This window comes from Planococcus sp. ANT_H30, from assembly GCF_008369335.1.
Lineage (GTDB): Bacteria > Bacillota > Bacilli > Bacillales_A > Planococcaceae > Planococcus > Planococcus kocurii.
In genome coordinates this window covers 205,970-222,952 of sequence record NZ_VOBJ01000005.1, presented here as the reverse complement: position 1 = coordinate 222,952, position 16,983 = coordinate 205,970, and the positions used below count along the sequence as shown (strand labels likewise).

Sequence of the window (16,983 nt, the reverse complement as noted above, 5' to 3'; positions counted from 1 at the left end):
CATAACCCAAAGGTCGCAGGTTCAAATCCTGCCCCCGCAACCAAATGGTCCCGTGGTGTAGCGGTTAACATGCCTGCCTGTCACGCAGGAGATCGCCGGTTCGATCCCGGTCGGGACCGCCATTTTTACTTAACAAAGTGGGTCAGTAGCTCAGTCGGTAGAGCATTAGATTGAAGCTCTAAGTGTCGGCGGTTCGATTCCGTCCTGACCCACCATTTTTTATTAATATTTGTGCCGGAGTAGCTCAGTTGGTAGAGCAACTGACTTGTAATCAGTAGGTCGAGGGTTCGACTCCTTTCTCCGGCACCACTAGGTGGGGTAGCGAAGTGGCTAAACGCGGCGGACTGTAAATCCGCTCCTTCGGGTTCGGCAGTTCGAATCTGCCCCCCACCACCAGTTTTTAGGGGCATAGTTTAACGGTAGAACAGAGGTCTCCAACACCTCCGATGTGGGTTCGATTCCTACTGCCCCTGCCAATTTTTAATTTTATGATGGCGGTCGTGGCGAAGTGGTTAACGCACCGGATTGTGATTCCGGCACTCGGGGGTTCAATTCCCCTCGTCCGCCCCATGTTTTCATTTCATTAAGTGAACTTATAAATAATAAAGTGGCGGTCGTGGCGAAGTGGTTAACGCACCGGATTGTGATTCCGGCACTCGGGGGTTCAATTCCCCTCGTCCGCCCCATCTTTTACTAGTGGGGTATAGCCAAGCGGTAAGGCAACGGGTTTTGATCCCGTCATGCCCTGGTTCGAATCCAGGTACCCCAGCTTTAAGCGGAAGTAGTTCAGTGGTAGAACGCCACCTTGCCAAGGTGGAGGTCGCGAGTTCGAACCTCGTCTTCCGCTCCAATATTTGGCGGCATAGCCAAGTGGTAAGGCATGGGTCTGCAACACCCTTATCACCGGTTCGAGTCCGGTTGCCGCCTCCATAATATTTTGCCGGCGTGGCGGAATTGGCAGACGCGCGGGACTCAAAATCCCGTTCCTTCACGGGAGTGTCGGTTCGACCCCGACCGCCGGTATCACGAAAGAGCCTGCCTGCTCTTTCAAAAACCTCTTAACTGTGAGAAATCATAGTTAAGAGGTTTTTTTATTGAGTTTAGGTTAAACTGAAAATTCCGGTTTATTAAGAATTTGTAAATTGATTATATAGATAGTGTTAATATCTCGAGAAATAAGCTATTATAATTTAGCTGAGAAATTATGTTGCGAAAATAGTGGAGGTAGAGAGAATGGCTTTCAAAAAGAAAGATAAGTTTGCATTGCAGTTGAGTGACATTGCGTTGAATTTAAAAGAAAGTGCAGCTTATTTTGCTGAGTATAAATTAAAAGCTAGTAATGACTTGATCATTTTTTCAAACACTATGAAGGATTATGAAACAAAAGGAGATTCTTTTGTACATTCCATAATCCAAGATCTTAACAACGCATTTATTACGCCAATTGAACGAGAAGATATATTGGCTTTAGCAATGAGTATGGATGATGTATTAGATGGTTTAGAACACACAGCTGCACGATTTGATATGTATTCAATAGTAGAAGCAGATGAATACATGCTTGAATTTGTTGAAGCAATTCGATTGAGCACGATTGAGATAGAAATGGCAGTCGAACTAATGGTTTCTAAGAAGCTGCCTCAGATGAGATCTCATGCCATTAAAATTAAAGATTACGAATCTAAATGTGATGCCGTTCTGCGTCGATCCATAAAAAATCTGTTTCAAACTGAAAAAGATCCGATTCGAATTATTCAATACAAGGACATATATGAAGAGTTAGAAGAAATTGCTGATCATTGTCAGCAAGTCGCGAATACATTCGAATCAATTATTATGAAAAACGCCTAAGGAGCAAAATGACTAATGGATATGGTATTGCTGTTAACAGTTTTGATTGTCATTTTTGCTATAATATTTGACTTTATCAATGGGTTTCATGATACGGCAAATTCGATAGCTACTGCGGTTTCTACAAAAGCACTAACACCGAGACGTGCAATTATGCTTGCGGCCATTATGAATTTTGTCGGTGCTATGGCTTTTACGGGTGTTGCTAAAACAATAACCAAGGATATCGTCGATCCTTTTGCGCTCGATAATGGCTCTGTCGTTATTCTAGCAGCTTTATTAGCGGCTATTACGTGGAATTTGTTGACTTGGTACTATGGAATTCCAAGTAGCTCCTCACACGCGCTAATTGGTTCAATAGCTGGAGCAGCTATTGCAGGGGCTGGCTTTGCAGCTCTTAATTACAGTGGCTTTCTAGCAATTTTGCAAGCTTTAATCTTTTCACCAATTCTTGCTTTGGTCGTGGGCTATCTCATGTATAGTGTTTTTAAAATAGTATTCAAAGATCATAATTTAACAAAAACAAATAAGAATTTTAGATTAATTCAAATTGCCACTGCTGCATTGCAGTCATTTTCCCATGGGACGAATGATGCGCAAAAAGCGATGGGGATTATTACGTTGGCATTGATTGTGAATAATTATCAAAGCTCTGATGATATCCAATTATGGGTACAAGCTACATGTGCCCTAGCGATGGCGTTAGGGACTTCGGTTGGCGGTTGGCGAATTATTAAAACGGTGGGCGGGAAAATCATGAAAATTCGTCCAGTTAATGGTGTAGCAGCTGATTTGACAGGTGCAGCAGTAATTTTTGGTGCTACTCTGATTCACTTGCCAGTTAGTACAACTCACGTTATTTCGTCTTCTATAATGGGAGTTGGGGCAGCGCATCGTGTTAAAGGCGTTCAGTGGGGTACAGCCAAGACTATGTTAATCACTTGGGTGATTACAATGCCAATATCGGCGATGTTAGCCGCTGTCTTCTACTTTCTTCTTAATCTGGTTTTGTAAAAAAGATAAACACCTATTTTTGCAAAATTATTTGTTATACGAATAAAGTATTGGCGAGCGAAATGAGATGTGCTATAATAATTCTTGTCCGCTAAAGAAATACTTGCCGGCGTGGCGGAATTGGCAGACGCGCGGGACTCAAAATCCCGTTCCTTCACCGGAGTGTCGGTTCGACCCCGACCGCCGGTATACCGCAAGATTAGATGACAGGCCCTAACATTATTGTTGGGCTTTTCTTTTTGGAATTTTTAAGATGGATTGCTGAGGATAAGTAGCAGTAAATAGATTCTTAAAGAACTAGTAAAAAGACCACCGCAAAAGCTAAAGCTTTTGCGGTGGTCTTTTGGTTAACGTTAAATAATTCCTTGAAATCGAAGGATAATTTCCGCGATGACTGCTGAGCCAAGAAATGTTCCGAGCAGAACCACCATGCCAATTACGATAGTTTTCCAACCTAATTGCATAAAGTCGAACCATGAACGGCCAATGGATACGCCGGCATAAGCTAAGATAGGCGTAGCAATTGCTAATAAAGTAACTTCTGTCGTGTAAGTGACAATTTGTGCTGCTCCCGGCATACCCGGAATTGTCAATATTAGACCGATAATGCCGATGTAAGCGATGCTAGGCAACTTGAATGGTAGTAGGCGGTGAATAACCAATCCGGCCAGGCTAATGCCTATTAGGATGGCTATTCCGGGAAGCGCATCCCAAGGAAGTATATCATAGCCAATCCAATTACCAATCAGCATGATCACACCAATAATCATAAAGACCAGTATCCATTCTTTAAGACTTTTTATCATAATCTACGCTTCCTTTCGCTGCTTTTTTCTCTTTGTTTTTAGAGAGAATCTCATACAGTTTAACCGTTAAGGGCAAACCAATAAAAATACTCATGTATAGACCTGTTACTGAGGAAATTAAGTTGCTGACTCCTGAAAAGGCAGTCAAGGTTTCACTCATCTCAGGAAATGCGGCAATTAAAGGACCTAGAGAAGCCGCTGCCATACTGCCGCTGCCCACACCTGTCGCCATGGCGAAAGAAATCGGATGCAGGGGCGTCACGGTAGCTAAAAAGCCTGATATCAACCCAATAAAAATCGATCCGAAGACGGTACCAAAAATATACATAGCCATAACGCCGCGTCCTTCGGGAGAGGATAAACCATATTTATCGGTAATCAGAGCAAGGTTGGCTTCTCGTCCGATAGAATGCGTCATACCGATGCTTTCTCTCTTGAGTCCTAGAAATACAGCTAAAGGAAGAGCTAATAAGATCGTGCCAAGGTTACCAAATTCCTGTAACAATAGAGCAGGACCGGCTTCGATGATTTGAGGCAGAGCGGGTCCTGCTTGGACACCGAATTTAGCTATCAGTACAGAAACTGAGAGAAATACTAAAGGTTCTGCGTTAATCGATTGTTTATCGGTTACCAGTGGAGTGAAATACAATCCGAGACCAATCACAACTGCATAAAGCATCGGCAACAATAGAATGGTCCCAGGTCCAACTGGAATAGCGAATGTACCAATCGACTCAGTCACGGCTACAATCGCTAAAACGATGACATGTAGCCGCCAATCTTTCCACAATTTAAAAGCTTGTTCGCCCATGTAACATCTACTCCTTTTATGTGGGAGAACTGGCTCTCCGTTAGTGATTAGCTTGCGTTAATAGCAGACTGGTATTTTTTCGCATAGTTAAGTGCCGCTGTGCCTAATGCTTTTGCGGCTATCAGCAAAGAACGTTCATCAATATCAAATTTTGGATGGTGATGTGGGTAAGCATCAGTGTTGTCTGGGCTCTGTGCACCTGTAAAAAAGAACGTTCCTTTTATATGTTGAAGGTAATACGAGAAATCTTCGCCACCCATGACAGGTGGTGTTTCTCTAACTTCTTCTACTCCAGGGACAGAGGATGCGAGAGCTGCTAGAAAATTTGTTTCCTCTTCGTGATTGACTGTTGTTGGATAACCGCGTGTATAGGTATATTCATAGTCTGCTCCTGAAACGAGACAAGTTCCTGCAATGACGCGTTCAATTTCTTCTTCGATAAAACTACGAATGTCTTCTTTGAATGTCCGTACAGTTCCAGTCATTTCAGCCGTGTCCGCGATAACATTATAGGGATTTTTAGCTTCGAAATTACAAATTGAGATAACAGCAGATTCCAATGGATTGATTCGGCGGCTGACGATTTGTTGCAAGTTATTAATCAGTTGTCCCCCAATGACAATGCTGTCTTTTGTATCGTGAGGGCTTGCAGCATGCCCACCTCTTCCAAGGATTTTAATGTCAAAGCGATCTGGAGCGGCTTGAAGAGGACCTGAGCGATAACCAATTTCTCCAAGAGGCATTTGTGCTTGTAAATGCGTACCAAAAATAACATCGACGCCATCGAGACAGCCGTCTTCAATCATGGCGATGGCTCCGCCGGGTGGTAGTTCTTCTGCGTGCTGATGCAAAAAGACAATGGTACCTTCAATTTCTGATTGCATACTATTTAATGCTTTCGCTAGACCGAGTAGACTCGCCGTATGGCCATCATGGCCACAAGCATGCATGACACCGTCATTTTTAGATTTAAAAGGCACGTCTGTTTGTTCTTGAATCGGTAGGGCGTCAAAGTCCGCGCGCAAAGCAACAGTTGGACCAGGTTTGTCACCTTTTAAGTAGGCCAGCACACCGTTACCACCAACATTTCTGCGGACTTCGTGACCTAATTTTTCGTGGAAAAGAGCAATATATTCGGCTGTTTCCACCTCCTCAAAAGATAGTTCTGGGTATTCATGAAGATGGCGCCGAATATCGACAATCTCGTCGTACAGTTTATCGAGCTTAGTGAATAGTTGATCCAAAAAAAACCCTCCTTTAGAATAATAGTCTTATCCTATCATAATTTTCAGTGAATTTTAAGGTGCTTTTGCGGAAAATAAAAAGTATTCAGTTATATTAACTTCCATTCTTGGTGTAAAAAGTATATTTAGGATTAATAAGGACTATCTATGAGAACGACTGTTGAATATGTTAGTAGTATAACTATAAAGAATACTTGGATTGATGTGTTTATGCAGTTGAAATAGCAAAATCAACTGGATAAACAAAATGAAGAGTAGAAAGAGTAAGTTGCTTTACTTAATAATAAGGATCGAATTTAATAAGGAATTATTTCTTTAATTTAAGAACAACTTTTCAAACGCTGCTTTTGAGTTTTTTATCGTAAATGTGTATGCTAAAACCTAATCAGTGATTCTGCACTACAAAGGAGAATTTGATGAAATCTATACATAGTAACATTTTAGAATTTAGAGGAAGTCATTACGATTTTGGATTCAAGCAAGGAGAGCTGTTAAAGAATAGTATAATATTGGAGAATCGACAAAAGCAGTGGAAAGCAAAAAGACCACGATTTAAAATAGATGTGGCAGAAACGGCAGAAGCTTATTGTAAATTTGCTCCTCGGATCTGGCATGAGTTAGTGGGTCTGCAGGAAAGTCTCGGCTTGCCGATGGAGGAAGTGCTGCGCGATTTTGGTGGATACCGAATCGATGCCATGCCATCTGGCTGTTCGATCGTGACAGGCACAGATTTTATGGTTCGAAATTATGATTTTCACCCGCAGACCTATGAAGGACGTTTTAGTTTGTTTCAACCAACTGATGGTGGATTTGCGACGATTGGTCCAACATCACGAATTATCGGACGGATGGACGGCATGAATGAAAAAGGACTTGCCATGGGCTATAATTTTACACACCGAAAAAAGCCAGGAGACGGCTTTGTGTGTTATTTAATCGGGCGGATTATTCTAGAAACTTGTGCAACAATTGAAGAAGCGGTGGAACTGTTAAAACAGCTTCCTCACCGTGGGTCGTTCAGCTATATTGTCACAGATACAAGCGGAAGAACACGCATCATCGAAGCAAGCCCTCGCTCGGTTGATGTCCGCATCAGTAACGCATGCACCAATCATTTTGAAATTCAGCAGCACGAAAACCGCAATTATTTAAAGGATTCGTTTGACCGTTTAGAAGTTATTCAAAGTCAGCAAAGCCAAACGGCAGACGCATTGAAAGCATTTCGTTTATTTAACGACACAGGCAAAGGTGTATTTTCGAAGCTTTACAAGAGCTGGGCGGGGACGATTCACACATCTCTTTATTTGCCAAAAGACAAAGAAGTTTGGTTTGCACTCGGTGGAAATCAACAGCCAACCGTTTTTGATTTTGCAGGCTGGCTACGCGGAGAAAATTTGAACATTCAGCAAATCCATGGAGTAGTAGATACGGATATTGGCTTTGCACATGTCGACAAACAATTCAGCTAAACAAAACAGGCGCCAGCAATTTAGTTGCTGGCACCTGTTTTTTATAGTTCTGCCATATGAGCAAATGGAAAATGTGTGTCAATATTCCCATTGATCCGTTTGGCGTATAGTCGCTCACCTTGTAACCATTTATCGAAATCGAGCATCAGTGGCAAACGGTCAGGACCAATGGCAAATCCAATTTCGAGACTATGCGGAAAGTAAGAAGCGGTATGCAAGGTTCCTGAAGCGGTGCTGTACTTTGTTGAAAAGACACCTTGATTCGAGTCGTTTAATAGACGAAATGCACTATAGGCATCGATTTTATTTTGTTGTTGCTTTAACATAGCGTCTTCTCTTCTGCGAGAATCATCAATTTGGTACCGATTTTCTTCTACGAGCAATTCAAAATGATTGGTCGATACAGCGGAGTCACGAACGACGACAAAACGAGGCGATGCTTCAACGACCACTGATCTTCCTGTACGATCAAGTAAGACATAACTAAACGAACGACGATGAGGCAGTTCTTCTAATAACTCGACTGCATCATCAATGGTAGCGCAATTTTCCAAAATCAACCGGCCAATCATATTGCAAATAAAACCATCTTCAGAGTTGCGTCGATTGATAAAGTTATACCCCATAACAAGCCCTTTTTCATTCATACCATCCGTGCGACCGGTTATTTGCATCGTCGGGCCAATCGTGGCAAATCCACCATCAGTTGGTTGATACAAAGCAAGTCGACCTTCATAGCCTTGTGGGGAACTATCGTAATTGCGAACCATAAAGTCGGATTCGGTATAAATCGAACAGCCACTTCGTGTGTATTCTAAATAATAGCCGCCGAATTCTCGAATGGCATCATGCAACGACCAATTTAACGCATCAGCAAGGCCGTTAATTTCTTCCCACACACGTGGTGCTAACGTTTGCAAGATGTTTTTAGCGCGTTGTTCATCTATAATCAAATGGCGACTGGAAGCTGTTCGTTGTTTTTGGCGGTTGGCAAGAATTACGGACTTTTTCAATAATTCTCCTTGCATTTGACCAAAATCGTAATGGCTTCCACGAAACTGAACGATGTCACTGTGTACTCGTTTCACGTATTGACCCCTCTTTTACTAATTAATGTAAGAAGAGTTTACTGCATTTATAGGCAAATAGAAAAGAATATGCCTATGGACTACTAGTTGTGTTGTACTAGTTGTCAATGAGTGATCTCGTCGTGCAGTTAACTTATCTGTAGGAAAGACTTTTTTACAATAAAAAAATAACTAGGCTTAGTTTGTTATATATTGTATGATATTCCAGTAGGTAAAAGTAATCATTAAAAAGGGGGTTAATATGAGTAAAAAAACAGGGGTTCTATTATTTTTATCAGGTCTTTTAGCTTTGACGGTATCAACGGAAACAACATTTGCAAATACACAATATTCACAGGCAGTTAAACAATTATCAACCTTTCAAAAGAAATTGCCTGTTGAACAAAAACTACTGAAATCTTCGACTATTCAGTAACTAGAATCACAGCTACAAAAAGAGTTGTTGATTCAGAAACACTCGGTTCCACAAGCTAATACATCTACAGTTAACCGCGCAGCTTCAGATTACCTGATAGAGCAAGAACCAAATGATGACTTTGATTTCGCTAATCAATTATCTTATTCAAAACCCACGGTAGGACAATTACTACCTGATTATGATTTGGATTTTTACAAAGTGATCGTTCCAAGCGACGGTATGTTGGCTGTTGGTGGGGGAACAACGTCTTATGAAATCGACCTTTTGTTCATGGCAACTGAAAAAGATTTTAAAGACACGGGAAAGCTTAGCTATTTAGCTAGTGATTATGACGGTAATGTAGAAATTCAAGTTTATCAAGCTAAGGCAGGCACTTATTATATTCCAGTAATTGATGCAGATGATTACAGCAATGGCTCATCAGATCTATATATTATGGCTACATCCTTTATAGATAACGTTGCCCCATCTAAACCGACTGTTAACGCAATTGACAATAACGATTTGGTTATTACTGGGAAAGCTGAAGCAAATTCCACAGTTACAATAAAAAATGGCAGTAAGGTTATAGCTACAACAAAAGCTACAACAAAAGGCGTATTTTCCTCTAAAATAGCTGCTCAAAAAGCTGGTGTGAAATTGAATATTACAGCGGAAGACAGTGCAAAAAACAAAAGTTCAAATGCAACAGTAACGGTAGCAGATAAGACAGCCCCAGCAAAACCAATAATCAATAAAATTACTAGTAAGGACTTAAAAATAACCGGTAAAGTAGAAGCAAATGCTACAGTTACAGCAAAAGTAGGGAAAACAGTGTTAGGTTCAGTGAAAGCTGATGCAAAGGGTAATTATTCTGTGAAGATAAAAGCGCAGAAAACAGGTACAACAATTGAAGTAACGGCAAAAGATAAAGCCGGGAACATTAGCAATAAGACTACAAAAGTAGTTGTTAAAAAATAAGTAGAATAAGAAAAAGACCGACAACTTTCAAAATTGAAAGTGTCGGTCTTTTGTATTTTTACTAGATAACATAAAACTCGGCATTTCCGCCGTTAATACCGGTAAACATATTCGAAGCGGCGGTAAGCAGCTGCAAAGCCGTATCTTTTTGCATAGAAGGACGCAGATAAAAAATATGTACTGCATTTTTTGTCTGTTCTGTAACAGCCGTCCGTTTAGAATCGACATAAGGGCTACCGAAAGCGCCTTCGTCGTCTTTGGATACGAGAATACCAGTCAATGTATTGGTGCGGTTATTTAAGCCTTCATAGCGGTCTGTGCTGGTTCCAACCGTAATTTCAATATCGCCTGAAATTTTATCAGCATCGTAAAGACCTAGTGGAATTTCGTATTGGAGCGACAAAAAGCTATTCATGTCGACAGCAGAATCGACGACTGATAAATAATTTTGCTTTTTAATACGACGGTATAATGCTTCAGCAGACGGTCGGTAACGACTTGGATCGGCTCCTAATGCTTTCCATATTAGTTGCCATTCGAGCAAACCAGGAAAATCGGTAAAGTCTTTATCTTCTAACTCGAAATACAATTGCTCTTGAAAAAGTTGCAAACGGCCTTTTAACATTTGAGGTGAATCGGAAACGGTGATATTGTTATAAAGAATGATGCCAATTTTAAAATCGCCTAGAATCTCGTTTATTTGAGGATCGATTGTCAGCTTCATTGCAATCTTCCTTTCGCGTATGGGTTTTTATTATCGTATCATAGAATTGAGTGAGGGGTTACGACATGAATCTTGATCAATTTCAAAAAGAGCTTGTTGCGTATGCCTCGGACATCGGAATTGATAAAATCGGCTTTGCATCGGCAGAACCTTTTTATAGCTTAAAGCATCAATTGATTCGTCAGCAGCAGTTAAATTACCAGTCAGGCTTTGAAGAATCAGATGTGGAAAAACGTACGAGGCCGGAGCTGTTGCTAAATGAAGCCGTTAGTATTGTTGCGATTGCCATTGCTTATCCATCAAAGATGGAAGATGCACCGCAAGGAGTAAAAGGCGCAAGGCGAGGCATGTTTTCTCGTTCCTCTTGGGGCAAGGATTACCATGCCGCTCTCAGAGAGCGGCTGACGCTGTTAGAAGCGTTCATTGCGTCGCGTTACCCAGAAGCACGAATGCGATCGATGGTGGACACAGGAGAACTATCTGACCGGGCAGTAGCAGAACGAGCTGGCATTGGCTGGAGTGCTAAAAACACGAACATTATCACGCCAGAATTTGGTTCGTACGTGTATCTGGGTGAGATGATTACCAATATCCCGTTTCGTTTTGATGAGCCAATGGAAGATCAATGCGGGGACTGTCGGTTGTGTATCGACACGTGCCCAACAGGAGCGATTGTCGAAGGCGGCCAATTAAACGCTCAGCGTTGCATTTCGTTTTTGACGCAAACAAAAGGATTTTTACCGGATGAGTTTCGTAGCAAAATTGGCAATCGGCTATATGGCTGTGACACGTGTCAGACGGTATGTCCGAAAAACAAGCGAAAAGCCAATCAAATTCATGCAGAGTTTGAGCCAGATCCAGAAATTGCGAAACCCTTATTGCTGCCATTATTAACAATTTCTAATCGTGAGTTTAAAGATAAGTTTGGTTATGTGTCCGGATCGTGGCGAGGCAAAAAACCGATTCAGCGAAATGCTATTTTGGCGTTAGCACATTTTAAAGAAACAGCTGCTATACCTGTTTTGATTCAATTGCTCGACAGTGATGAGCGACCGGTCATTCGAGGAACTGCGGCTTGGGCAATTGGTAAAATTGGCACTGATGAAGGATTAGAAGCATTAAAGCGCGTGCAACAGCTAGAAAAAGATGGTGAAGTGCAAGAAGAAATTCAAAAAGGATTGGCATTTTTTGCTGAAAGATTGAAAGGATAAGTGACAGATTTGGCTATTCATATTGTGTTGTACCAACCGCTGATTCCAGCAAATACAGGGAATATCGCGCGTTCATGCGCCGGGACAGGAGTTAAGTTGCATTTAATCCGGCCGCTCGGTTTCTCGACAGACGATAAAATGCTTAAACGCGCCGGGCTGGACTACTGGGAACATGTCGATATTTATTATTATGACGGGTTGCAGGAGTTGTTTGACAGTTACCAAGACGGGGTGTTCTACTATATTACGAAGTTCGGCGCAAAGCCGCATACTTCATACGATTTTTCCGATAGAGGAAAAGATCATTTCTTCGTTTTTGGACAAGAAACTAAAGGATTGCCGAAAGAACTGATCGAGCAAAACCCAGATCATTGCTTGCGAATTCCAATGAACGATCATATTCGTTCACTTAATTTGTCGAATACGGCAGCGATACTCATGTACGAAGCGTTGCGTCAACAAGATTATCCAGGCTTAGAATAAAAAAAGGACAGCGAATTTCGCTGTCCTTTTACACTATTCTCTTTCGTTTGTTCCAGGTTTGTCATCGTATCCAGCAGTAAAAATAGCTACTAAGAACGAAACACAAATACCTAAAATAAGGATTAAGTTCATAAGAATGACCTCCTTGAAATGTGCATCTTTGTTTAGTATAGCTTACAAGCGGGAAAAATGAAATATACAACATCGTTTGAAATGTGGATAATTTCTGACGGTCTCGTAAATAATGAAACCTTAGCTGTTATCGTTCGTATAAAGAAGATAGCAACTTTTATAGAAGGGATGAAGATATATGAAAATGAAGATTTCTGTTGCGTTACTTTGGATTACAGGCTTAGCTGAAGCCTTTCTAGCAATCCCGTTAATTGGCGGAGGCTTTGTCATCAGCACAGGTTACTCAGCGTTAGGTGTTATGTTCGTACTTCACGCGATTACTTTATTCTTCAGCTTCCGTGAATATTCACCAAAAGCAGGTTCGATTCTCGGAATCATTACAAGCATAATCGCATGGATTCCAGGTGTCGGTTGGGTATTCCACTTGATTACTGCAGCTGTGTTATTATTGTCAGCAACATTCACCAGAAATAGAATCTAAAAAACCGCCAATTTGGCGGTTTTTTTACATCTATCATCAATGAGGTGCGATTAATAGTTGAATCGTGAACAAAATCGCAAAGACGTAAAGAATTGGATGAACCGACTTGCCTTTGCCTTTGAAGATTTTCATTAACGGATAAGAAATAAACCCAAAAGCAATCCCCGTTGCAATACTCGATGTTAACGGCATAGCGAGTACAATCAAAAAGGCAGGGAAAGCTTCATCGAATTTTTCCCACTCAATTTGTTTGACTGCACCAATCATTAAACTGCCAACGATAATTAATGCAGGAGCTGTAATGGCAGCAACACTTGATAAAGAGCCGACTAACGGTCCAAAAAACGCTGCGAGTATGAAAAGAACGGCAACTGTTAAACTTGTAAGACCGGTGCGACCACCCGCTGCAACACCTGCCGTAGATTCAACATACGCGGTAGTTGGACTGGTTCCAACCATAGCACCGGCAGTAGCTGCGAACGAATCTGCTAGCAACGCTTGGCGCATTCTAGGCATTTTATTGTCTTTTAGTAAGCCAGCTTGTTTGGCGACACCAATCATTGTGCCAGTCGTATCAAACAACGTCACGAGTAAGAAAGAAAAGACAACGCCATAAAGACCATATTCAATGACCAATTGAAGAGCTTCTAACGGATTCCAAATCAGAATCCCTTCGGGCAATGACGGTAATTTTATAAATCCTGTTTCAAATTTTAATTGACCAGTGAAAAAGGCAACCATTCCTGTGACAATCATACCGTAAAAAATACCACCACTAATATTTAATGACATAAAGATGACAGTAATTAGTAAGCCGAGCAACGTTAAGGCGACAGGAGGAGACGTTAAATCACCTAAGCCGACCAAATTCGCCTCGTTTGCAACAATCAAGCCGCTCAGTCTCATACCGATAAACGCGATAAACAAACCAATTCCAGCAGTAATAGCATGCTTTAAGTTTTCAGGAATAGCTTGAATCAGCACTTTTCTCAAAGAAGTCAATGACAATAAAATAAAAATAAGACCCGCTACAAATACAGCTGCAAAGGCAGTTACGTAATCGATGGCCCCATTTGATCCGAGTATCATAGAAGTGAAATAAGCATTCAATCCCATGCCGGGTGCAATGGCAATGGGGTAATTAGCGGCTAAGGCCATCCATAAAGTTCCGATGGCGGCGGCGATAATCGTAGCTAAAAATACTTGATCAAACGGCACACCTGCAGCACCTAAGATGACTGGATTGACAATGACGATATAGGCCATGGTTAGGAAAGTCGTCATTCCAGCAGTCACTTCAGTCTTTATCGTCGTATTGTTTTCTTTTATATGAAACATAAAAAACTCCTCCTAAAACACGAACAATTTTACACAACATGATATATATTATTCGTTTTAATCGGAGAGTGCAAGAGCTTGCACCGAAATCCTAAAAGTCGAATTAATCTAATATTATTTGTACAATAGAAAGATGAAAGGATGATGATAGATGGAGTTAACAATCAACTCAACAAAACAATTACATAATGGTGTAGAAATGCCCCGCTTCGGCCTCGGTGTCTACAAAATGACCGACAAAGAAGCAGCAGTAGAAGCGATGATTACGGCAATTGGAGCAGGCTATACAGCAATCGATACAGCGACCATTTACGACAACGAAGCAGAAGTAGGCGAAGCGGTACGGAATTCGGGTGTTAAACGCGAGAACTTGTTTATCACTTCGAAAGTTTGGAACACGGACCAAGGCTATGATGAAACTTTGCGTGCATTTGAAGCATCGCTAAAACGTCTGGATTTTGATTATTTGGATCTGTATTTGACACATTGGGCGATTGAAGGGAAATACGTAGACACGTATCGTGCCATCCAACGTCTTTACGACGAAAAGCTCGTTCGTTCCATTGGTGTTTCAAATCACCAAGAGCATCATTTGGAGAAAATTATGGCTACGGCCAATACAAAACCAATGGTCAATCAAATTGAATTGCATCCACAACTGACACAAGTGCCATTGCGAAACTATTGCGACGCAAATGACATTGTAGTAACATCGTGGTCGCCACTTGCAAGAGGTCGTTTGCTAGAGGATCCTGTGTTAGTGGAAATCGCAAAACAGCATAATAAATCAATTGCACAGGTCATTATCCGTTGGCATTTGCAGAATGATTTAGTCGTTATTCCAAAGTCAGTAACACCCTCACGCATTCAAGAAAACGCGCAAGTATTTGATTTCGCGTTGACTCCAGAAGAAATGGGTATAATCGATGGGTTAAACCAAGATTGGCGTAGCGGAACACATCCAGATGACATTAAGGTTTAAAAGATCCTCTACTTAAGTAGAGAAAATTAAAAAGAACGAAGAAAAGGACATCCTTTTCTTCGTTCTTTTTATTGTTTTTAAAATCGCTGATTGAAATGGAAGCGTCGACGCAAGCCCACGAGAAAGCGTCCGCTGCAATGGAAATTAGTCACTACTTTTTTGTTATCTCGCAGTATCTTCAACCACTACTTTTTCATTTGTAAACGGGTGGATAAACGACATGCGGAAAGCATGAAGGTGATAAGCGCCGTCTTGAGTTGGTGGTCCGTCGTATAATGTATCTCCAACAATCGGGTGACCGATATGAGAAAGGTGTGTACGGATTTGGTGCGTGCGACCTGTTTCAAGTGTTAAATGAAGCAAAGATTTGCCTTCCATTAATTTTAACACGCGGTAATGAGTAACAGCACTTTGACCAGTTTGTGAAACCATGCGACGCGTTGGGTGATGGCGATCGCGACCAATTGCGAAATCGATTGTGCCGGATTTATTGTGAACTTTGCCTTTCACGACAGCTTCGTAATCACGAACCAATTGTTTTTGTTCTAACATACGGTCCAGCACGTTTTTAGCAACAGGGTGTTTAGCAACCATTAACAAACCGGAAGTTCCTTGATCTAAGCGGTGTACATGCTCCCCGTATGATCCGCCGTTACGAATGATGTGACCAAGAATGGCGTTAATGAACGTATCTGTTTGGCCAACTTCGTTCGGGTGAGTCGCCATACCTTTTGGTTTACGAGCCACGATAAAGTGATCGTCTTCAAAAAGTACAGGTAACTCAACATCGTGTTTTGGTTCGTAAGGTGAGTCTGCGGGAGGCAAGTCAAATTGCAAGACAGTTCCTTTTGGTAAGGGTTCTTTCCAAACTACTTCTTGGAATTTGTCATTTTTTACGCTTTTGGCCATACGCATTTGGTGAACGACTTTTTTTCCAAGGCCCCATTCGGTTCTTAGTAATTCTTCTACGGTCATACCGTCATCTTTGATTTCATAACTCCAAGTCATGTGGTTTCCTCCATTAAAAAAGGACCATGCGCCAGACACATGATCCTTTTGTCAGTTATTTTTTAACTACATCAGTGAAAAATTGTTCAATATTCTCTTTTGGCTGTGCACCGACCCAACGCGAAACTTCTTTACCCTCTTCGAAATGGATCAATGTTGGTGTGGCTTCGATCAAGTATTGTTGCCAACCTTGATCATATTCTAACAGATTGTACTGCAAAACGTCTATACTCATATCTTCAGCAACCGGCATCAAAACAGGTGTAGTCTGCTGACAGTAGCTACAAGTTGGGCTGTAAAAATAAACCGTAGTTGGCTCTCCGCTAGCAATTTGCTTTTCTAAATCAGCCGGTAAGACAATGTTCTGATAATTTTCATCGTCTAATTGATCAATAGTTGCCTGCTCTAGATCCTCTGTATCGTATGGGTTATCCGCTAATTTCTCATCATTTGCCTGATTCGTTAAAAAGATGATTCCGGCAAAAATAATAACAACAATTCCTGCGATGATTAATAACTTTTTCATGTTACTTTTCCTCCTTAAGGGACTTTAATAAATAGATACTCATTCCAGCAATTAGAATAAATGCAGTAAGCGCTAAAAAGGGAATGGTGATAAATCCGAGGAGATTGATATACTCACCGTTACATGGAACAAGTCCACAAGATGGTGCAGAATCTGCCAGGAAATCGAGCTTCTGTAAACCGTAATGATAAAGAGAAATTCCTCCTCCTATAATGGAGAACACAAGCGCAGTAGCTGCAATTCGAACATTTTTCTGTACGTAAGCAACTCCGATGACAATAACAAGCGGATACATAAAGATACGTTGAATCCAGCATAGTTCACACGGAGCAAAGTCACGAATTTCAGAAAAATAAAGCGAACCAGCCGTGGCGATAAGGGCTACAACCCACATGAAAAGCAAAACATTCTCCTGGCGTTTCGTCATTTGAGATTCC

The 16,983-nt window shown here is 41.3% G+C and carries 18 protein-coding genes and 12 tRNA genes; 21 read left to right on the top strand and 9 right to left on the bottom strand.

The features are described 5' to 3' along the window. The first annotated feature begins 46 nt into the window (after nucleotides 1–46). The 14 genes from FQ085_RS12635 to FQ085_RS12570 all read left to right on the top strand — a co-directional run bounded on the left by FQ085_RS12635 (nucleotide 47) and on the right by FQ085_RS12570 (nucleotide 3,054). Nucleotides 47–122, top strand: a tRNA-Asp gene (locus tag FQ085_RS12635). Between the two features lie 17 nt (nucleotides 123–139). Further along, nucleotides 140–215: transfer RNA gene (locus tag FQ085_RS12630), tRNA-Phe, on the top strand. Nucleotides 216–233: 18 nt separating this feature from the next. After that, a tRNA-Thr gene (locus tag FQ085_RS12625) sits at nucleotides 234–309 on the top strand. 3 nt (nucleotides 310–312) lie between these two features. After that, a tRNA-Tyr gene (locus FQ085_RS12620) sits at nucleotides 313–396 on the top strand. A gap of 6 nt (nucleotides 397–402) precedes the next feature. Beyond that, nucleotides 403–476 (top strand) — tRNA-Trp (locus FQ085_RS12615). A gap of 18 nt (nucleotides 477–494) precedes the next feature. Next, nucleotides 495–570: transfer RNA gene (locus FQ085_RS12610), tRNA-His, on the top strand. A gap of 40 nt (nucleotides 571–610) precedes the next feature. Beyond that, nucleotides 611–686, top strand: a tRNA-His gene (locus FQ085_RS12605). Between the two features lie 11 nt (nucleotides 687–697). Next, nucleotides 698–769, top strand: a tRNA-Gln gene (locus FQ085_RS12600). 6 nt (nucleotides 770–775) lie between these two features. Next, nucleotides 776–850, top strand: a tRNA-Gly gene (locus tag FQ085_RS12595). A 6-nt stretch (nucleotides 851–856) separates the two neighbouring features. Continuing rightward, nucleotides 857–930: transfer RNA gene (locus tag FQ085_RS12590), tRNA-Cys, on the top strand. Between the two features lie 9 nt (nucleotides 931–939). Next, nucleotides 940–1,023, top strand: a tRNA-Leu gene (locus tag FQ085_RS12585). A gap of 210 nt (nucleotides 1,024–1,233) precedes the next feature. Next, complete coding sequence (locus tag FQ085_RS12580; RefSeq protein ID WP_149456742.1) at nucleotides 1,234–1,851, top strand: DUF47 domain-containing protein; 618 nt, start codon at nucleotides 1,234–1,236, stop codon at nucleotides 1,849–1,851. Nucleotides 1,852–1,866: 15 nt separating this feature from the next. After that, entirely contained in the window at nucleotides 1,867–2,865 is a 999-nt protein-coding gene (locus FQ085_RS12575) for an inorganic phosphate transporter (RefSeq protein ID WP_058385987.1), read from the top strand. Nucleotides 2,866–2,970: 105 nt separating this feature from the next. Further along, nucleotides 2,971–3,054, top strand: a tRNA-Leu gene (locus FQ085_RS12570). Between the two features lie 164 nt (nucleotides 3,055–3,218). Here FQ085_RS12570 and FQ085_RS12565 read toward each other — a convergent pair. Genes FQ085_RS12565 through FQ085_RS12555 form a run of 3 tightly spaced genes read right to left on the bottom strand, consistent with a single transcriptional unit; the run spans nucleotide 3,219 to nucleotide 5,726 of the window. Continuing rightward, nucleotides 3,219–3,671 carry a hypothetical protein gene (locus FQ085_RS12565; RefSeq protein WP_058385986.1) on the bottom strand — a complete coding sequence of 151 codons (453 nt, stop codon included), beginning with the start codon at nucleotides 3,669–3,671 and terminating at the stop codon, nucleotides 3,219–3,221. Then, nucleotides 3,655–4,482: a DUF3100 domain-containing protein gene (locus tag FQ085_RS12560; protein ID WP_058385985.1), complete on the bottom strand. Its 828-nt coding sequence runs from the start codon at nucleotides 4,480–4,482 to the stop codon at nucleotides 3,655–3,657. The genes FQ085_RS12565 and FQ085_RS12560 overlap by 17 nt, the downstream gene beginning before the upstream one ends. Before the next feature lie 47 nt (nucleotides 4,483–4,529). Next, entirely contained in the window at nucleotides 4,530–5,726 is a 1,197-nt protein-coding gene (locus FQ085_RS12555; protein WP_149456741.1) for a M20 family metallopeptidase, read from the bottom strand. A 416-nt stretch (nucleotides 5,727–6,142) separates the two neighbouring features. Here FQ085_RS12555 and FQ085_RS12550 point away from each other — a divergent pair, with 416 nt between their 5' ends. Continuing rightward, complete coding sequence (locus FQ085_RS12550) at nucleotides 6,143–7,195, top strand: C45 family autoproteolytic acyltransferase/hydrolase (RefSeq protein WP_149456740.1); 1,053 nt, start codon at nucleotides 6,143–6,145, stop codon at nucleotides 7,193–7,195. Between the two features lie 41 nt (nucleotides 7,196–7,236). Here the strand turns inward: FQ085_RS12550 and FQ085_RS12545 are convergent, their stop codons facing one another. Continuing rightward, a complete protein-coding gene (locus FQ085_RS12545) occupies nucleotides 7,237–8,283 on the bottom strand; it encodes a C45 family autoproteolytic acyltransferase/hydrolase (RefSeq protein ID WP_058385982.1) in 1,047 nt (348 codons plus the stop codon). A 241-nt stretch (nucleotides 8,284–8,524) separates the two neighbouring features. Between FQ085_RS12545 and FQ085_RS18105 the strand changes: the two genes are divergently transcribed. After that, nucleotides 8,525–8,698 (top strand): hypothetical protein, encoded by a 174-nt coding sequence (locus FQ085_RS18105; RefSeq protein ID WP_188074748.1) that lies wholly within the window; start codon nucleotides 8,525–8,527, stop codon nucleotides 8,696–8,698. 27 nt (nucleotides 8,699–8,725) lie between these two features. After that, nucleotides 8,726–9,661, top strand: a complete 936-nt coding sequence (locus tag FQ085_RS12540; protein ID WP_149456739.1) for an Ig-like domain-containing protein — start codon at nucleotides 8,726–8,728, stop codon at nucleotides 9,659–9,661. A gap of 61 nt (nucleotides 9,662–9,722) precedes the next feature. On the opposite strand, the gene FQ085_RS12535 is transcribed toward FQ085_RS12540, so the two are convergent. Then, a complete protein-coding gene (locus tag FQ085_RS12535; RefSeq protein ID WP_058385980.1) occupies nucleotides 9,723–10,385 on the bottom strand; it encodes a B3/B4 domain-containing protein in 663 nt (220 codons plus the stop codon). 65 nt (nucleotides 10,386–10,450) lie between these two features. On the opposite strand from FQ085_RS12535, the gene queG reads away from it, so the two are divergent. The 3 genes from queG (at nucleotide 10,451) to FQ085_RS12520 (ending at nucleotide 12,692) form a co-directional block, all read left to right on the top strand. Next, a complete protein-coding gene (gene queG, locus FQ085_RS12530) occupies nucleotides 10,451–11,596 on the top strand; it encodes a tRNA epoxyqueuosine(34) reductase QueG (protein ID WP_058385979.1) in 1,146 nt (381 codons plus the stop codon). A 9-nt stretch (nucleotides 11,597–11,605) separates the two neighbouring features. Beyond that, nucleotides 11,606–12,079, top strand: a complete 474-nt coding sequence (gene trmL / locus FQ085_RS12525; RefSeq protein WP_058386941.1) for a tRNA (uridine(34)/cytosine(34)/5-carboxymethylaminomethyluridine(34)-2'-O)-methyltransferase TrmL — start codon at nucleotides 11,606–11,608, stop codon at nucleotides 12,077–12,079. Nucleotides 12,080–12,389: 310 nt separating this feature from the next. Continuing rightward, nucleotides 12,390–12,692, top strand: a complete 303-nt coding sequence (locus FQ085_RS12520; RefSeq protein ID WP_078080221.1) for a hypothetical protein — start codon at nucleotides 12,390–12,392, stop codon at nucleotides 12,690–12,692. Nucleotides 12,693–12,728: 36 nt separating this feature from the next. Here FQ085_RS12520 and FQ085_RS12515 read toward each other — a convergent pair whose 3' ends face one another. Beyond that, nucleotides 12,729–14,030: an NCS2 family permease gene (locus FQ085_RS12515; protein ID WP_149456738.1), complete on the bottom strand. Its 1,302-nt coding sequence runs from the start codon at nucleotides 14,028–14,030 to the stop codon at nucleotides 12,729–12,731. 151 nt (nucleotides 14,031–14,181) lie between these two features. On the opposite strand from FQ085_RS12515, the gene FQ085_RS12510 reads away from it, so the two are divergent. Continuing rightward, the gene (locus tag FQ085_RS12510; RefSeq protein WP_149456737.1) at nucleotides 14,182–15,012 is read left to right on the top strand and encodes an aldo/keto reductase; all 831 of its coding nucleotides are present in this window, start codon (nucleotides 14,182–14,184) and stop codon (nucleotides 15,010–15,012) included. Between the two features lie 162 nt (nucleotides 15,013–15,174). On the opposite strand, the gene FQ085_RS12505 is transcribed toward FQ085_RS12510, so the two are convergent. The 3 genes from FQ085_RS12505 to FQ085_RS12495 are packed head-to-tail and all read right to left on the bottom strand — an operon-like array spanning nucleotide 15,175 to nucleotide 16,973. Next, nucleotides 15,175–16,020, bottom strand: coding sequence for an RluA family pseudouridine synthase (locus FQ085_RS12505; protein ID WP_071153654.1), 846 nt, complete (start codon nucleotides 16,018–16,020; stop codon nucleotides 15,175–15,177). A gap of 55 nt (nucleotides 16,021–16,075) precedes the next feature. Beyond that, entirely contained in the window at nucleotides 16,076–16,546 is a 471-nt protein-coding gene (locus FQ085_RS12500) for a thioredoxin family protein (protein WP_058385975.1), read from the bottom strand. Between the two features lies 1 nt (nucleotide 16,547). Next, entirely contained in the window at nucleotides 16,548–16,973 is a 426-nt protein-coding gene (locus tag FQ085_RS12495; protein WP_149456736.1) for a disulfide oxidoreductase, read from the bottom strand. Nucleotides 16,974–16,983: the final 10 nt, after the last annotated feature.

What these genes read in the sequence shown, in the direction of transcription:
- FQ085_RS12580 (WP_149456742.1), top strand. Translation starts at nt 1,234, where the DNA reads ATGGCTTTCAAAAAGAAAGATAAGTTTGCATTGCAGTTGAGTGACATT.
- FQ085_RS12575 (WP_058385987.1), top strand. Translation starts at nt 1,867, where the DNA reads ATGGATATGGTATTGCTGTTAACAGTTTTGATTGTCATTTTTGCTATA.
- FQ085_RS12565 (WP_058385986.1), bottom strand. Translation starts at nt 3,671, where the DNA reads ATGATAAAAAGTCTTAAAGAATGGATACTGGTCTTTATGATTATTGGT.
- FQ085_RS12560 (WP_058385985.1), bottom strand. Translation starts at nt 4,482, where the DNA reads ATGGGCGAACAAGCTTTTAAATTGTGGAAAGATTGGCGGCTACATGTC.
- FQ085_RS12550 (WP_149456740.1), top strand. Translation starts at nt 6,143, where the DNA reads ATGAAATCTATACATAGTAACATTTTAGAATTTAGAGGAAGTCATTAC.
- FQ085_RS18105 (WP_188074748.1), top strand. Translation starts at nt 8,525, where the DNA reads ATGAGTAAAAAAACAGGGGTTCTATTATTTTTATCAGGTCTTTTAGCT.
- FQ085_RS12535 (WP_058385980.1), bottom strand. Translation starts at nt 10,385, where the DNA reads ATGAAGCTGACAATCGATCCTCAAATAAACGAGATTCTAGGCGATTTT.
- queG (WP_058385979.1), top strand. Translation starts at nt 10,451, where the DNA reads ATGAATCTTGATCAATTTCAAAAAGAGCTTGTTGCGTATGCCTCGGAC.
- FQ085_RS12520 (WP_078080221.1), top strand. Translation starts at nt 12,390, where the DNA reads ATGAAAATGAAGATTTCTGTTGCGTTACTTTGGATTACAGGCTTAGCT.
- FQ085_RS12515 (WP_149456738.1), bottom strand. Translation starts at nt 14,030, where the DNA reads ATGTTTCATATAAAAGAAAACAATACGACGATAAAGACTGAAGTGACT.
- FQ085_RS12510 (WP_149456737.1), top strand. Translation starts at nt 14,182, where the DNA reads ATGGAGTTAACAATCAACTCAACAAAACAATTACATAATGGTGTAGAA.
- FQ085_RS12505 (WP_071153654.1), bottom strand. Translation starts at nt 16,020, where the DNA reads ATGACTTGGAGTTATGAAATCAAAGATGACGGTATGACCGTAGAAGAA.
- FQ085_RS12500 (WP_058385975.1), bottom strand. Translation starts at nt 16,546, where the DNA reads ATGAAAAAGTTATTAATCATCGCAGGAATTGTTGTTATTATTTTTGCC.
- FQ085_RS12495 (WP_149456736.1), bottom strand. Translation starts at nt 16,973, where the DNA reads ATGACGAAACGCCAGGAGAATGTTTTGCTTTTCATGTGGGTTGTAGCC.